This window comes from Acinetobacter sp. YH12134 (assembly GCF_013418555.1).
Taxonomy (GTDB): domain Bacteria; phylum Pseudomonadota; class Gammaproteobacteria; order Pseudomonadales; family Moraxellaceae; genus Acinetobacter; species Acinetobacter indicus.
This window is the reverse complement of record NZ_VPBT01000002.1, coordinates 134,158-150,192: the sequence shown is the minus strand read 5'-3', so window position 1 is coordinate 150,192 and position 16,035 is coordinate 134,158. Positions and strand designations below refer to the sequence as shown.

The 16,035-nt window shown below is 46.8% G+C and carries 15 protein-coding genes; 12 read left to right on the top strand and 3 right to left on the bottom strand.

Going from position 1 to position 16,035, the window contains the following annotated elements; genetic code table 11:
• Positions 1–28: 28 nt before the first annotated feature.
• A complete protein-coding gene (locus FTU69_RS02215; protein WP_180103406.1) occupies positions 29–931 on the bottom strand; it encodes an RluA family pseudouridine synthase in 903 nt (300 codons plus the stop codon).
• Positions 932–1,059: 128 nt separating this feature from the next.
• Between FTU69_RS02215 and tsaE the strand changes: the two genes are divergently transcribed.
• The 4 genes from tsaE (at position 1,060) to hfq (ending at position 5,070) form a co-directional block, all read left to right on the top strand.
• On the top strand, positions 1,060–1,539 hold the full coding sequence (gene tsaE / locus FTU69_RS02210; RefSeq protein ID WP_180103405.1) for a tRNA (adenosine(37)-N6)-threonylcarbamoyltransferase complex ATPase subunit type 1 TsaE: 480 nt from the start codon (positions 1,060–1,062) through the stop codon (positions 1,537–1,539).
• Positions 1,529–3,508: a DNA mismatch repair endonuclease MutL gene (mutL, locus tag FTU69_RS02205; protein ID WP_180103404.1), complete on the top strand. Its 1,980-nt coding sequence runs from the start codon at positions 1,529–1,531 to the stop codon at positions 3,506–3,508. Before tsaE ends, mutL begins: the two co-directional genes overlap by 11 nt.
• A 6-nt stretch (positions 3,509–3,514) precedes the next feature.
• Positions 3,515–4,459 (top strand): tRNA (adenosine(37)-N6)-dimethylallyltransferase MiaA, encoded by a 945-nt coding sequence (gene miaA / locus FTU69_RS02200; RefSeq protein ID WP_180103403.1) that lies wholly within the window; start codon positions 3,515–3,517, stop codon positions 4,457–4,459.
• A gap of 92 nt (positions 4,460–4,551) precedes the next feature.
• Positions 4,552–5,070, top strand: coding sequence for an RNA chaperone Hfq (gene hfq / locus FTU69_RS02195; RefSeq protein WP_075166773.1), 519 nt, complete (start codon positions 4,552–4,554; stop codon positions 5,068–5,070).
• Between the two features lie 133 nt (positions 5,071–5,203).
• Here hfq and FTU69_RS02190 read toward each other — a convergent pair whose 3' ends face one another.
• Together FTU69_RS02190 and FTU69_RS02185 are read right to left on the bottom strand one after the other, a co-directional pair.
• Positions 5,204–6,502: a peptidylprolyl isomerase gene (locus FTU69_RS02190; RefSeq protein ID WP_016658233.1), complete on the bottom strand. Its 1,299-nt coding sequence runs from the start codon at positions 6,500–6,502 to the stop codon at positions 5,204–5,206.
• Complete coding sequence (locus tag FTU69_RS02185) at positions 6,502–8,982, bottom strand: LPS-assembly protein LptD (RefSeq protein ID WP_104473652.1); 2,481 nt, start codon at positions 8,980–8,982, stop codon at positions 6,502–6,504. The genes FTU69_RS02190 and FTU69_RS02185 overlap by 1 nt, the downstream gene beginning before the upstream one ends.
• Before the next feature lie 120 nt (positions 8,983–9,102).
• On the opposite strand from FTU69_RS02185, the gene FTU69_RS02180 reads away from it, so the two are divergent.
• From FTU69_RS02180 to msbA, 8 genes are all read left to right on the top strand, one after another.
• Positions 9,103–10,116, top strand: a complete 1,014-nt coding sequence (locus tag FTU69_RS02180; RefSeq protein ID WP_005177470.1) for an aminoglycoside phosphotransferase family protein — start codon at positions 9,103–9,105, stop codon at positions 10,114–10,116.
• Positions 10,116–10,805, top strand: a complete 690-nt coding sequence (gene murU / locus FTU69_RS02175) for an N-acetylmuramate alpha-1-phosphate uridylyltransferase MurU (protein ID WP_168381355.1) — start codon at positions 10,116–10,118, stop codon at positions 10,803–10,805. Before FTU69_RS02180 ends, murU begins: the two co-directional genes overlap by 1 nt.
• An 86-nt stretch (positions 10,806–10,891) precedes the next feature.
• Positions 10,892–11,524 carry a 16S rRNA (guanine(527)-N(7))-methyltransferase RsmG gene (gene rsmG / locus FTU69_RS02170; RefSeq protein ID WP_180088453.1) on the top strand — a complete coding sequence of 211 codons (633 nt, stop codon included), beginning with the start codon at positions 10,892–10,894 and terminating at the stop codon, positions 11,522–11,524.
• 24 nt (positions 11,525–11,548) lie between these two features.
• Complete coding sequence (locus FTU69_RS02165) at positions 11,549–12,331, top strand: ParA family protein (protein WP_005177476.1); 783 nt, start codon at positions 11,549–11,551, stop codon at positions 12,329–12,331.
• Entirely contained in the window at positions 12,328–13,215 is an 888-nt protein-coding gene (locus FTU69_RS02160; RefSeq protein ID WP_180046262.1) for a ParB/RepB/Spo0J family partition protein, read from the top strand. Before FTU69_RS02165 ends, FTU69_RS02160 begins: the two co-directional genes overlap by 4 nt.
• A 31-nt stretch (positions 13,216–13,246) precedes the next feature.
• Positions 13,247–13,879, top strand: coding sequence for a MotA/TolQ/ExbB proton channel family protein (locus FTU69_RS02155; protein ID WP_005177480.1), 633 nt, complete (start codon positions 13,247–13,249; stop codon positions 13,877–13,879).
• 8 nt (positions 13,880–13,887) lie between these two features.
• The gene (locus FTU69_RS02150; protein ID WP_005177483.1) at positions 13,888–14,310 is read left to right on the top strand and encodes a biopolymer transporter ExbD; all 423 of its coding nucleotides are present in this window, start codon (positions 13,888–13,890) and stop codon (positions 14,308–14,310) included.
• Entirely contained in the window at positions 14,310–16,034 is a 1,725-nt protein-coding gene (gene msbA / locus FTU69_RS02145) for a lipid A export permease/ATP-binding protein MsbA (RefSeq protein WP_180006535.1), read from the top strand. Before FTU69_RS02150 ends, msbA begins: the two co-directional genes overlap by 1 nt.
• The last annotated feature ends 1 nt before the right edge of the window (position 16,035 follow it).

The following is a 16,035-nucleotide window of genomic DNA, read 5'->3' as shown; positions in this document are numbered from 1 at the left end:
AATTGAAATAAATGTAATGACAATTAGATTACAGTGTCAGGTCAAATTGGGAGCTAAACGCCATTGCTGCTTTGCTGATTGGGTCCTGAAAGCAAATATCTTTGGCCAGAAGCTGTAAAGGCGCAGAAAAATCATCTTCCGTTTTATGCTGCACCTGCGGATAAAATGGATCGTTTAAAATAGCAATTCCAAGCTGATTTAAATGCACCCGCAATTGATGCTGCTTACCGGTGACAGGTTTAAGCAAATACTTTGCCAAATGACCGTTATGCGCTAACAGCTCAATATCGGTTTCGCTGTTGGGTACTCCATCCACCACCTGCATGGTATAAAACGGCTGACCTTTTTCCATGCGGTAACGGGTGGTGCAAGGAAAACTTAAATCGGCACGAAAAGGTGCAATCGCATGATAGGTCTTGCGGACCTGACGTTCGGCAAACATTTGCTGATAAAGACCACGACTGGCCGGCTGTTTGGAAAATAGCACCACGCCGGCAGTTTCCCGGTCTAAACGGTGAATCGGGGTCAGCTGTTCATTGCCAGTTTGCTGTTTCAAACGCACCAGTAAGGTTTGCTGCACATATTGTCCGGTTGGGCTCATGGTCAGAAAATGCGGTTTATCTACCACCAGCAAATCTTCATTTTCAAATAAAATCTGGTGTTGAAACGGTACTGTTACTTCATGGGCTAAAAAACGATAGTAAAAACAGTGTGTATGTGCCTGAAAGGGACTGTCGATGTGTAGACGCTGACCGTGCGCATCATAGACCAGCCCATCCTGAAAGCGCGACAGCCATTCAGCTGCAGAAATATGCGGAAACTGCTGGCACAGGTAGGCATATACTGTACTTGCCGATGATGGCTGCAAGTAAACTTTGCTGGCGCTAACACCATTAATCATCGGGGGAATAAAATCGGCAGTGGAGCTCATGAACGGGTGCACATCTCAAATTAGGTAACAAATGCTGTGAAAAAATACAGATTCTGACGCAGTCGAATAGGCTTTTAAACGGCTGCGATGCTATCATAATTGCTGTTTTGAATCATGTCGCGAGTATTATGCAGTATTCATTTTGTCTGAACCTGAACAATGAACAAGAGACCCAAAATCTGGCTCAGGTTTTGGCGGCGCATTTCCCGCGCGGGGTGATTTATCTGATTGGGGATTTGGGCGCAGGGAAAACCACGCTGACCCGTTATCTGTTACAAAGCTTAGGTCATCAGGGATCGGTAAAAAGTCCCACCTATACCCTGGTGGAGCCGTATCAGGTCAATGGTCAGGATATTTTCCACTTTGACCTGTATCGCCTGAATGACCCGTATGAACTGGAGCTGATGGGCATCCGCGATTATCTGGATACAGCAAACGCCTTATTTTTATTTGAATGGCCATCAAAAGGTGGGGATGAAATTCCAGCACCGGACCTGATTATTAATATTCTAAAGTCTGAAGATGAATTGAGCCGCACCGCAACCCTCAGCTCATCTTCTACCGCTTTGCAACACGCTCTGGAGCAGAATTTTACCCATGTCGGCTGATTTAAGTACACGTCGTATCCGCGCGCTTGATCCGGCACTGGCCAACCAGATTGCCGCCGGAGAAGTTATTGAGCGTCCGGCTTCTGTGGTCAAAGAATTATTAGAAAATGCGATTGATGCCGGTGCGACCGAACTGATTATCCGGGTGGAACAGGGCGGCAGTACCCTGATTGAAATTATTGACAATGGGCGCGGCATTCATCCTGAAGATCTGCCCTTGGCAGTGATGCGTCATGCCACCAGTAAAATTCAAACTGCCGATGACTTGCATGCCATTGTCAGCCTCGGTTTTCGCGGTGAAGCGCTGGCGTCCATTGCCGCAGTATCGCGTTTAAGCCTGATCAGCAGCCAGACAGATGAAGGGGTGGGCTATCAGGTTGAAGTGAATGGCACGGCTTTTGATCATCAGGAGATTGTGCCGGTGGCTGCGTCGAAAGGAACCCATATTCGGGTGCAGGATCTGTTTTTTAATGTGCCGGCACGCCGTAAATTTTTAAAAAAGCCGGGTACCGAATTTGGCCATATTGAAGAAATTGTGCGCCGTCTGGCACTGACGCATTTTGATATCCGTTTTGTGCTGGAACATAATAACAGCATCAAGCTGAACCTGCCGGTTGCTGACAGCGGCGAGCTGCGTTTTCAGCGTGTACAGCAATTGCTGGGACGACAGTTTACCGAAAATGCTTACTGGATTGATGCCGATAGTATCAGCATGCGTCTGTCGGGCTGGTTGGGCCATCCTTCCGATGCGCGGGCACAGGCCGATTTACAATATGTCTATGTAAATGGCCGGATTGTTAAAGACAAGACTATCTCACATGCGCTGCGCATGGCCTATGATGGTATTTTGCATGGTCATCAGCATGCGGCGTATTTGCTGTTTCTGGAAGTTGAACCTGAAAATATTGATGTCAATGTGCATCCAACCAAGCATGAAATCCGCTTTTTAAACCAGCGTGAAGTGCATGAGTTTGTGCGTCATTATGGCAAAGAAACCCTGGCGCAGTTCCAAACCGCCAGTGCCGACTTGGCCACGGCCATGAAAACCGAAACCCCGGAGCCGGTGTTTGCGGCGCAGCCACGTTATCAGGAACAGTTCCAGCTGCATAAAGCAGCCGAAGCCATCGTGCCAGTATCTAATCAGGCTGCACCAGAATTACTGACAGATTTTAGCGATGCCCACCCGCAAAGTGTGGATTATGTACTGCCACAAGGCCAGAAAATGGCCAGTGGTCAGAATACGGGTTATAGCAATGCCTATGGCTCACAGCAGCTGAACAATGCGCTAAAAAGCTATCTGGCACCATTACGTGAGCTGGATGAATCTGCATTGTCCAGCCCACAGTCGGCCGCAGGTGAGACGCAGCCAGCTCCGGTAGATGAACATCCACTCGGGATTGCCATTGCCCAGTTACACGGAATTTATATTCTGGCGCAAAATACCGAAGGCTTGATTATTGTCGATATGCACGCGGCACATGAGCGGATTTTATTACAGCAAATGAAATCGGCCTGGGATAAGCCCGAGTTTTGGACCTCGCAGCAGTTGCTAATTCCTAAAGTGATTAGCATTAGCCGGATGCAGGCCATGCGGATTGAAGAGCTAAAACCGCAGCTGGCACGTTTAGGGCTGGATCTGGATCAATATGGTGATGAGCAGGTGATTGTGCGTGGGGTGCCGGCGATTTTGCATAAGGCCAATTTTGATGCGCTGATTCCTGAACTGCTGAATGATCTGGACCCGGCTGATGAAGCGCAAGCACTGCTACAAAAACGTGACCAGATTCTGGCCGGCATGGCCTGTCATGGTGCCGTGCGTGCACATCGTATGCTCAGCCTATCTGAAATGAATGCCTTGCTGCGCCAGATGGAACAAACCGAATTTGCCAGCCAATGTAATCATGGCCGTCCAACCTGGCGTGCCTTTCCATTGGCTCAATTAGATAAACTTTTTGCTCGAGGAGAGTAGTGGTACATGTCAAATCAATTGCCGGTCATCAATTTAATGGGACCTACTGCAAGCGGTAAAACTGCTTTGGCATGTGAACTCTATGAACTGGGGCATTTTGAGCTGATTTCAGTCGATTCCGCTTTGGTGTATCAGGATATGGATATTGGCACGGCTAAACCAAGCAAAGCCGAGCAGGCGCGTTATCCGCATCATCTGATTGATATTATTACCCCTTTAGAGGTGTATTCTGCTGCGCAGTTTGTGGAAGATGCCTGCGCTTTAATTGATGATATGCATGCGCGTGGCAAAACCCCGATTCTGGTGGGTGGGACCATGCTGTATTTCAAGGCCTTGCTGGAAGGGTTATCCAGTAATTTGCCAAGTGCAGATTATGCGGTGCGTGCTGAAATTGAAGATAAGGCGGCACGTGAGGGCTGGGAAGCCGTGTATGCCGAATTGTGCGCAGTAGATGCTTTAGCCGGACAGAAATTTAAAGTCAGCGATAAGCAGCGGATTATCCGGGCCTTGGAAGTGTTCAAGTTAACCGGTCAACCTATTACCAAACTACAAGCAGAACAACCCAAAAATGTACCATATCGTTACACTTTTCATAATCACACCTTGCTGCCAGATCGGGTAGAATTACATCAACGTATAGAAAAACGATTAGAAATAATGTGGTCAATGGGTTTTTTGAATGAAGTAGAAGGGCTTATTGAAAAATACGATTTAGATGAAAATTTACCCTCTATGCGCTCTGTTGGATACCGACAAGCTTTAGAATTTCTAAAGAAAAGTGATAAAAGTCTCAATAAAAAGCAAGAAATGGAGGATAAGGCCCTATTTGCAACACGACAACTTGCAAAACGTCAATATACTTGGCTCAGATCGTTGCAGGAATCGCATAAAATTCAAACATATTTTACGATAAAGCAGGCTCAAGAAGACTTGCGAAACTGTTACGGATAAAGCAAAATTTATGAACTGTCTTTTTTATAAATTTTAATTGAAAAATAAAGATAGTTTTTGCGCTGATTTTTAATTATTTTTGGAGTTATAACATGTCTAAAGGTCAAACTTTACAAGATCCGTTCTTGAATTCTCTCCGTAAAGAACGTATTCCAGTTTCTATTTTCCTTGTAAACGGTATTAAATTACAGGGTCATATCGAATCTTTTGACCAGTATGTGGTGCTATTAAAAAATACAGTAAGCCAAATGGTTTACAAACACGCGATTTCTACAGTTGTACCTGCACGTAATCCACGTCCTGCTGGTGCACCTGCTGGTGCTCAAGGCGCTGGTGGCTTCGGTGGTCAAGGCGGCGGCTTCGGCGGCGGTCAAGGTGGTGGCTTTGGTGGTCAAGGCGGCTTCGGCGGTCAAGGCGGCGGCTTCGGTGGTCAAGGCGGCTTCGGTGGTCAAGGTGGCTTCGGTGGTCAAGGTGGCTTCGGTGGTCAAGGTGCTGGCTTCGGTGGTCAAGGTGGCTTCGGTGGTCAAGGCGCTGGCTTCGGTGGTCAAGCTTCTGGTTTTGACAACGACTCTAAATTTGAAGATTCTCAAGAAGATGACAACAACCGTTAATCAATATTAATGGCTTAAGTCCTCTTATAAAAAAACCGCTGAATTCAGCGGTTTTTTTATTGCTATTGATGGCGAGGTGAAAAGCCAGAATTAAAAAAACCAGTGCAGGCACTGGTTTTTCATTTTTTAAGACCTAGTTATTTTTACGGTCCAGGTTTGGATCTTTAATATCGACAAAGGCATTGCTGCGAATTTCACGTAACCAGCTGTCCAGTTCGGTATCAAACTGACGTTCACCTAGAATCTGGCGTGCCATACGTTCCTGGTATTCGCGGGTCATGTCCTGCTGGCGGGTATCTGTCACCTGTAGAATATGCCAGCCAAACTGGGTTTGAAATGGCTGGCTGATTTCACCTACCGGGGTGCTTTTCATTTGCTGTTCAAATTCAGGCACCATCACTCCAGGGCTAACCCAGCCCAGGCTACCGCCATCACGGGCAGAACCGGTATCGGTTGAGAAAGTACCGGCCAACACTGCAAAATCTTCACCGGCTTTGAGGCGGTTATACAAACTGTCAATCATGTGCTTGGCATTTTCTGGGCTCACCACTTCTGTTGGCTGAATCAGAATATGACGGGTTTGATATTGTGGGACCAGCGCGCGCTGTTCACCGGCTTTACGATCGACCAGTTTCAGCACATGAATACCATCATTGACTGCAATCAGCTCAGTGGTCTGACCGACGTCAAGTGCACTTACACGTGCAGCCAGTTCAGCCGGAATTTCAGAAAGGCTGCGGAAACCCATATCAGCCGATTCAACTTTGGTGGCAGCTGTGCTGAACTGCTTGTTAATGGCATTGAGGTCATTGCTGTTATTCAGTGCAGTTTTAACCTGTTCCGCGGTGGCCTGTGCATTTTCACCGGATACGCGCACATGCAACACATGCGCCTGACTGCCTAAAGCGGCCTGACCTTGCGGGGTTTTCAGGAAGTTATCGACATCCTGATCGCTAATTTTAATTCGCGACATCACGACTTGCTGACGCAGACGGTTAATTGCCAAATCTTCAGCAATACGGTTGCGTAAAGAGGCATAGGTCCCCGGTGCAATACGGTCGACTTTCTGCTGGAAATCTTCCAGACTTTTGCTGCCATTTTGTTGGGCCACACGCATCACCGCTTCATTTAAGGCTTTTTCATCAGGCTTGATGTTATAGCGTTTGACCTGTTCCAGCTGTGCCTGACGCACGATCAGTTGTTCTAAGGCCTGTTGTTGTAGATATTGAGCCGGTGGCACGGTTTTGTTCTGTGCCTGTAATTGTTGCTGCATTTCAGCAGCGGTTTGCGCTAAATCACTTTGTAGGATGACACTGTTATCCACCACGGCCACGACCTGATCTACAGTTTGTGCAAAAGCAGGTGCAGCTGAAGAAATACATAAAGCTAAGGCAGTGGCTTTAAAAAATTGTTTTAACTGTGGTGTCTTCATTAACGTTGTGTCCAAGTTTGATTAGTTCTATTAAACCCTAAAATACGGTTTTCAAGTAAAGATGCAAGTTTATTGTTGAAACTGCCGAGGCCTTTCAGGTTCAATTCAGCCATGATGGCGCGTTTCGGCTTGACGTTGTGATCGGAGACATCATCCAGATCATTATAATAAGAGCGGCCGTAGACCGAGATGCCCCAGCAACAGGATTCATAGTTCACACCGAGTAAATATTCACGGGCGACGCTATTGTCCAAATCGTATTGGGCATGACCCAGAATACGCCAGTTGTTGTAGACCGGTTGAATGAACGAGGCCACCACCTGATCATAATGATCCTGACGGTTTGGAATATGACGACGGTTAATATAGCCGACATTGTATAAATTGCCTTGTTCACCGGTATAGAACAGGTGCAGATCGCGCTGGGCATTGTCACCGTTTGACATCCAGGCTGCATTGGCACCAATATTCAGGTTTTCGGTTAACTGGCTGGCCAGACTGATGATTGGACCAGTACGACTTTGAGTATCAAAGTCATCAGATGGGTTTTCCAAAATGACACGACGATCTTCAAAGAAGAAGCTTTGACCCAGGCTGGCACGAATCCGTTCCAGGCCTACTTCATCAAATAGGCTATAGCTTAAACCGAGTGACAGGAAGTTGTTGTCTTCCAGGCGGTCATGACCATAGAAACGGTACGGACTAAACAGCTGGTCATAGTTAATGGAGGCGGTGGCTGAATCAAAGTTTGGATGGCCATCCTGATTCTGATACGGTGCATAGGCATAGAAGGCACGCGGGGTAATGGTTTGCAGGAAGCGGCCTTCTTTTTCAAAGGTCAGGCCGGCGTCCAGGGTAAACTGCGGTACTGTTACCGATTTATTTTCACTTGAGCTATTGGTCAGAGTACCGCTGTTATTGTCATAAAACGCGATGGTGTCTTTATCAAAGAAAGTATTGACGTTGCGAAGTGATACTTCTGGAATTACAAAAGACCACGGGTTGCGGTAATTATAACGTACTTTAAAATCGTTATAGATACGGGTACCGCTTGGCTCATACGTATTTAGATCATTGGTATGACCTTCAAGATGGTTGATATCTTTTTTGAAATAAGCAGTATCGTGATTGAATTCAAGCTGGAAGCCTTGTGGATTACCAGTTTTATAATTTAATAAGAACTGAGGTAAACGCGCATACGGACGGTCTTCATCTGGAATAGTCGGGTCCAGCGTGTGGAAATCTTCAACTTTTAGCTGCGCTCTTAAACCCGGAATACCATTGCGATAATTCAGTTCCCAGGCGCGGCGTAAGTTCAGGTCGGTTCTGGAGTTCGGGTTGTTGTTTAAGTCAGCAAAATAGTCTTTATCTGAAGCGTAGTTATATTCCAGATTGGTATTGAACTGCTCGTTAATCTGCCAGTTATGCAGAAAGTGAAAATCCTTACGATCTTCATCATTGTATTTATTGTCAGAGGCCAGGTAGCCGCCCCAGATCTGACCCTGACCAAAATTCTCGGTCAGATAGCGAAATTCACCTTCCAGCATCGGGCCACGGTCACCAATATAGCGTGGTGTCACGGTGGCATCATAGTTTGGAGCCAGGTTCAGGTAGACCGGTACCGCCAGTTCAACTCCACCATCATTGGTAAAGCCAAAACTCGGGGTCAAAATACCGGTAGTACGACGGTCATCAATCGGGAAGTTAAAATATGGCACTGCCAGCACCGGCACATCTTTTACATACAGTTTGGTGCCACGGGTTTCACCGCGACCGGTTTCCTGATTTAGCTTGATTTCATCGGCCTGAATTTTCCAAGTCGGTGCCTGTTCAGGCGGGCAGGTGCTATAGGTGGCATTGTTCAATACCAAGGTATTGGTTGAAGTGCGGGCAATCTTTTCCGCCATGCCATGTGCGTGCTGTTCTTCTGCAATATAGAAGCTGTTGTGTAAATCGCCTTGCTGGGTTTTCAGGTTGTAATTGATCTGGTCGCTTTGCGCCAGTAAACCGGCTTGCGCCATTTGTACCCGGCCTTCGGCACTGGCATAGGTCTGGGTCTGGTCAATGGTAATTTTATCGGCACGAATCTGGCGGCCTTGCTGGTCAATTACCACATTGCCTTCTAAAACCGAATCCCCATTAGGATTATAGTGACCATAATCAGCGGTAACGGTCGAGGTGGCTTCTTCAGCAGCAACGGCCACGGTGTCCGGGCTAATTGGCGTGACCCAGGCGCCCTGGCAATAGGCTGAACTCAGCTCTTGGCCAAAACGCTGCTGGGCTTCCGGCGCGGTTTTATCGACATAATACTGTTCAAAAAACGACTGGCCCGGATAAGCATCCTGAATGCTCTGTTTGAGTTGTTGATTGGTGATGGATGAAGCGGGCTCTGTGGTCTCTGCATGACTGCTCATCGCGTGTCCACATAACAGGGTCAAGATCGCAGTCGCTAAAGGATTAAATTTAAACTGATGCTTCATTTGTCTCATTAACCAAGAGTGCTTAATCGCAATTAATTATTGTCGCATCATAGAGAAAAAGCGCAGAAGTAGCTACACTTAGCACTTTAAAAACTCAGCCTGTATTAGAATTTATTGCAAATGAATACACAACGTGAACAATTGATACAAACATGGATTACATCTGTACTCGGTTCAGATCAATTTGAAACTCATTTTTTAGCAGGCGATGCAAGCTTCCGTCGTTATGCACGAATCAAATTGAATAATAAAACATTTATGCTGATGGATGCACCACCAGAAAAAGAAGATTGTGGTCCTTTTGTGACGATTGATGAATTTTTTGATGCGCATGGTGTACGCGTGCCGCATATCATCGCCAAAGATCTGCAGCAGGGCTTTTTGCTACTGGAAGATTTTGGTGATGTATTGCTCTCGACCCTGTTAAATGAACAGACTGTCGATGACTACTATGCACAAAGCTTTAAGCAGCTGATCCAATTGCAGTCCATTGCTGGCGAAGGCCATTTCCCGGACTATTCCTATGAAAAACTGATCAGTGAAATGGAGCTGCTCACCGACTGGATGTTGCCCTCATTACAGATTCAGCCAACCGCAGAAGAGAGCGCGTTAATCAAGCGTACCTTTGCTATTCTGGCCAATGCGGCTTTGGCCCAGCCACAAGTGATTGTACATCGTGATTTTCACAGCCGGAACCTGATGAAAATTGCAGGTGAAACCGAACTTGGGGTGATTGATTTTCAGGATGCGGTAATTGGCGCCGATACCTATGATCTGATTTCAATTACCCGTGATGCCTACGTGCAGTGGAATGCAGATCGTGTCTATCGCTGGTTTAAAACCTTTTATGATTTGCTGCCGGAAAGCGCCAAGCAGGAGCGTGATTTTGAGCAGTTCAAGAAAGACGCCGACCTGATGGCGATTCAGCGTCATATCAAGATTCTGGGTATTTTTGTGCGCCTGTTCGAGCGTGATGGCAAATCGGGTTACTTAAAAGATTTGCCGCGCGTGATGTGGTATCTACTGGAAGAATCGCAGCCTTATGCCGAATTGCAGCCTTTTATGCAGTTTATTCGTGAAAAAGTTATGCCGGCATTTGAAGCCAAATATGGCCGTTATGAGGTAGCTGCCTGATGAAAGCCATGATTCTTGCTGCCGGTTTAGGTAACCGGATGCGTCCTTTAACCTTGCATACGCCTAAACCCTTGCTGGAAGTGGGCGGTAAGCCGCTGATTGTTTGGCATATCGAAAAGCTGCAGCGCATTGGCGTAACCGAAATTGTGATCAATACCGCCTGGCTGGGTGAAAAACTGGCTCAGGCTTTGGGGGATGGCAGCCAGTTTGACGTTAATATTCTCTGGTCGCATGAAGGCGAAGGTCTGGAAACCGCAGGCGGGATTATTAACGCGCTGCCGCTGCTCGGCAATGAGCCCTTTATTCTGGTCAATGGCGATGTCTGGACCACCATGGATTTTGCGCCATTATTGTCGGTACAGCTAGAGAGTCAGCTGGCGCATCTGGTGCTGGTAGAGAATCCGGCACAGCATCCGCAAGGCGATTTCACCTTGTCGGAACAAAAAGCCTATACCTTTGATCAGGGTAAATCGGGTGAAAATCTGACCTATAGCGGTATTGCCGTGATTGATCCGCAGATGTTCCAAGGCCTGGAAGGTGGCAAGCGTCCACTGGCACCGTTATTGAAACAGGCCATGCAGGATGAAAAAATTGCCGCCAGCAAATTGCAGGGTGTCTGGGTAGATGTTGGCACTCCTGAGCGATTAAATGCACTGGATCAACAAATTCAGCAAGGTGTGTACGCTTAAGTGCATATTCACTAAGCACTCGCTGCTGTGACTTGGCAGATAAATCGGTATACTTTCAGCTAACTTTTTCGAGACGTTCATTGTTTATGCATACGTTTTTTCAGGAACTCAAGCAGGGTAGTCAGGCCTTGGGTTTAGAGCTCAGCGATGAGACTTTAAATTTATTACTCCAATATCAAGATGCTTTGGTGCTATGGAACAAAGCGTATAACTTGACCGCAATTCGTGATCCGAAAGAAATGCTGGTCAAGCATTTGCTCGACAGCCTGAGTATTCTCAACGATTTACCTGCCGGCCGTTTGCTGGACATTGGTACCGGTGGTGGTATGCCGGGCATGATTATTGCCTTATGTCAGCCGGAACGTCAGTGCGTACTGCTGGACTCGAATGGCAAAAAAATCCGTTTCTTGAAGCAGTTTATTGCCGATCTGAAACTGCAAAACGTGGTGGCGGTCCAAACCCGGGTCGAAAATGAAGACAGTATCCGCGAATTAGGCCAGTTTGATGTCATCACCAGTCGTGCCTTTGCATCTCTGACCGATTTTGTGACGGCATCAAAACCGTTTATGCATGGGCAGAGTATTATTGCTTCCATGAAGGGTCTGATTCCGGCCGATGAAGTCGAAGCATTGAAAGATGAGTTCAGCTGTGAAATTATCGAGCTAAAAGTTCCACGTCTGGACGAACAGCGTCATCTACTTTTATTAAAACATATTTAATTCATTCTAAGGATTGGGGTTACCATGGCACAAATTATTGCGATTGCGAACCAGAAAGGTGGTGTCGGTAAAACTACAACCGCAGTAAATTTGGCAGCATCGTTAGCTGTTTTGAAAAAGCGCGTTTTACTTGTGGATATGGATTCACAGGGAAATGCCACGATGGGTTCTGGTATCCAAAAAAACGACCTTCTCTATTCCATTACCGATGTGTTGCTGGGCGAAGTGCCAATTGAAACGGCCATTACCAAATCGGAAGTGGGTTATAAGGTTTTAGGTGCAAACCGTGATTTGTCCGGTGTGGAACTGGCTATTGCCGAGCAGGAAGGACGCGAGTTTATTCTGCGTGATGCGCTGGGCGAAATTGAAAAAAGTTTTGACTACATTATTGTCGATTGTGCGCCAAGCTTAAGCTTAATTACTGTGAATGCGCTGGCTGCGGTACAGGGCGTGATGATTCCAATGCAATGTGAATACTATGCACTGGAAGGTCTGGCCGATTTAACCCAGACCATCGACCGGATTCAGCAGGCCTTAAATCCAGAGCTGGAAATTATTGGCGTGCTGCGAACCATGTACGATGCGCGTAATGCATTAACCCGTGATGTATCTGAAGAGTTGCAGCAGTATTTTGGCAAAAAACTGTATGACACCGTGATTCCACGTAATGTGCGTCTGGCCGAAGCACCGGCGCATGGTTTGCCTGTAATTTATTTTGAGAAAAGTTCAAAGGGTGCAGTTGCTTACCTGAATCTGGCAGCTGAAATGTTAAAGAAAAGCAAAGTGAAAAAAGGAAGTAAAGCATGACCACAAAAAAACGCGGACTCGCCAAAGGTCGTGGTTTGGATGCCTTACTTGGGTCGATCCAGAAAGAAAAATTACAACTTGAAGCCCAGTCTTTGGATCATGGTCAGCTAAAACAGATTGATGTGCATTTATTAAAACGGGGTGAATATCAGCCACGCCGTTTTATCCATGAACAGGATTTACAGGAACTTGCTGCCTCTATTGAAAAACACGGGGTCATGCAGCCGATTGTGATTCGTCCAATTGATGACGAACAGCATCCGTATGAAATTATTGCTGGTGAGCGTCGCTGGCGTGCCGCACAGCTGGCGGGACTCACCGAAGTTCCGGCAATAGTCCGTGACCTGACCGATCAGGTGGCGATTGCACTGGCTTTAATTGAAAATATTCAGCGTCAGGATCTGAATCCGATTGATCAGGCCATGGCCTTGCAGCGCTTCCATGACGAGTTTGGTCTGAGCCATCAGGAAATTGCCGACACCGTCGGTAAGGCACGAACTACAGTCAGTAACCTGTTGCGTTTGTTGACTTTAACCGAAGAAGTTAAAGACCTGATGCAGCAAGGGCTGCTGGATATGGGTCATGCGCGCGCCATTTTGACCTTAAAAGCCAAAGATCAGCTGAAAGTGGCTGAACTGGTGATTGAAAAGAGTTTGTCTGTTCGTCAGACCGAACAGCTGGTGCGTGACTGGAGCGCACCAAAAACAGAAAAACCAAAAGCAGAACCGGCACCGGATATTCAGCAACTGACACAACGTCTGTCAGAGCGTTTCAGTGCCAATGTCAAAATTGATCATAACAAGCAGGGTAAGGGGAAGCTGGTGATCAGCTATCACTCCTTAGAAGAACTAGATGGTATTTTAAATATCTGCTTGGCTGATTAATTTTTATTGTAGATTTATTGGGGAAAATCGAATGTGGGAATTGGTAAAAGCAGGCGGCTGGCTGATGCTGCCGTTACTGTTGTGCTCTGTGTTTACGCTGGCCATCAGTATTGAGCGTTTTTTACGTCTTAAGCGTGCCGGTGTGGTACCGAAAGCCTTGCAATTACAAACCGGACAGCCGGTGCAAGGCGTGTTACAGCAGTTGCAGCAATCGGAAAATTTACAGCACAGTACTTTGGGCCGAATCTTTATGGCTGGTGCGCAAAATAAACACCAGTCTGAACAGTTTGCGCGTGCGCAGATGGAAGCGACAGCCTCTCAGGAAATTGGCTATCTGGAAAAAAATATTAATTTCCTCGGGACTTTAAGTGCTGTAGCACCGCTGCTCGGCTTATTGGGGACCGTTCTGGGGATTATTGAATCTTTCCTGATGATTGATATCAGTTCAAGCAACCCGACTTTAATGATTCCGGGGATTTCCAAAGCGCTAATTACCACCGCAGCGGGTATGCTGATTGCGGTGCCGGCCTTATTTGCTTACCGTTATTTCCAGCGTCTGGTACAGGAATATGTGGCCGAGCTGGAACAGCAGGCGACATTGTTTCATGCTGCGCTGTTTCATCAAACCCAGATTGTTGATGAAGACATTAAAAAAGCAGGCTAAGGTGACCTATGAAATTCAAACGCTCGCAAGTGGAAGATATTCATATTAACCTGACGCCAATGATTGACTGTTTGCTATTTATTCTGGTGTTCCTGTTGCTGTCTACCAGTTTTAACCAATTTAGCCGGATGAACCTGACCTTGCCGGAAGCGCAAGGGGTGCCACCGAAAGCCTATGACCAGAAAGTCGAGGTGGTGGTCGATGCCTCCGGGCATTATTCGGTCAACGGGCAGGCGCTTTCCAGCAAGGAAGTTGCTGATTTAAATACAGCAATTAAACAAATTTCCAATGATCGACGTGATTTAATGTTTATCATTGCGGCAGACGCGAAAGCTTCTCATCAGGATGTGATTCGTGTCATGGATGTTGCGGGACAACTGGGTTTCGTCAACATTAACATCAGTACGAAAGTACCAACTCGAGGCTATTAGTGAATCCGGATTATAAAGTCTACCTGCGTCTACTCGGTTATTTAAAACCTTTCTGGGGAATCGCAATTCTGGTTGTGGTGGGTTTTGCCATCAATGCGGCGACTGAGGTATCAGTGGCCAAGTTGCTGGAAAAAATTATTACGGCAATTCAGGAAAAAGACTACACCTTCACCCACCTGTTTCCTTTTCTGGTGGTGCTGTTGATGTTTTTCCGCGGTGTGGGCCTGTTTCTGGGCGGCTACTATACCGCGGTCATTTCACGTAATCTGGTGTTTAATGTGCGCCAGGAAGTATTTGCCAAATTGCTGCGCTTACCGTCGCAGTATTATCTGGACAATACCAGTGGCCACATTACTGCCAAAATCATGTATAACGTGGAGCAGCTGACAGCGGCTTCCACCGAATCTTTGCGTACCTTGCTGCAACAGGGTTTAATTACCATCGCCTTGCTTGGTTACCTGTTTTATAGCAACTGGCGTTTGACCATCTGTATCCTGATTTTTGCCCCGCTGATTGGCCTGTTAATCCGGAAAGCCGCCAAGCGTATGCGTAAGCTGTCAATTCAGGTGCAGGATACCATGGGTGATGTGAACCACGTGGTGCAGGAAACCGTAAACGGCAATCTGGTGGTGAAAGGTTTTGCGGGTCATCAATACGAGCAGGAACGTTTTAAACAGAACTCGCTGGAAAATTTGCGCCGTGGCCTGAAGATGGTGGCTGTGCAGCAGCTAAACAGCCCGGTGGTACAGTTGATCATGTCGATTGCACTCTCCATCGTGATCTGGATTGCGCTGCGCCCGGAAATTTTACGTGACACCTCAGCTGGTGAATTTGTGGCCTATATTACTGCCGCTGGTATGCTGAGCAAGCCAATTAAAGCGCTAACCGATATCAACGAAAAACTGCAACGCGGTATGGCGGCGGCGCATTCAGTATTTGAACTGCTGGATATGCCGGAAGAAAAAAATACTGGTACCTTAACTCCAGCCTTAAAAGGCAATATTGAATTTGATCAGGCCAATCTGGTCTATGCCGATGGCCATCATGCCATTCATGACTTTAGCCTGAATGTTAAAGCCGGTGAAACCGTGGCACTGGTCGGACGTTCAGGGGCGGGCAAAAGCTCACTGGTTAATTTGCTGGTGCGTTTTCAGGAATTATCTTCAGGGCAGATCAAGCTGGATGGGCTGGATATTCATCAGATTGAACTGAATAGCCTGCGTACCCAAATTGCCATGGTCAATCAGCAGGTGGTGCTATTTAATCGTACCGTGCGTGAAAATATTGCGTATGGTCAGCTGGAAGGTGCCTCGGATGAAGAGATTATCGCGGCGGCTAAAGCGGCGTATGCGCATGATTTTATTATGGCCTTACCACAAGGCTATGACACACCACTCGGTGCGCAGGGTTTAAACCTGTCCGGTGGTCAGCGTCAGCGTATCGCGATTGCTCGTGCTATTTTGAAAAATGCACCGATCCTAATTCTGGATGAAGCGACCAGTGCATTAGACAATGAATCTGAATACTTTATTCAACGTGCCTTTGATGCAGCGATGCAGAATCGTACCACCATTGTCATTGCACACCGTTTATCTACCATCGAAAATGCCGACCGTATTGTTGTGATGGATCAAGGGCGTATTATTGAACAGGGTACCCATCAGGAACTGTTAAACCAGCAGGGTGCTTATTATCAGTTGCATCAGCGCAATTTCGAGGAATAAT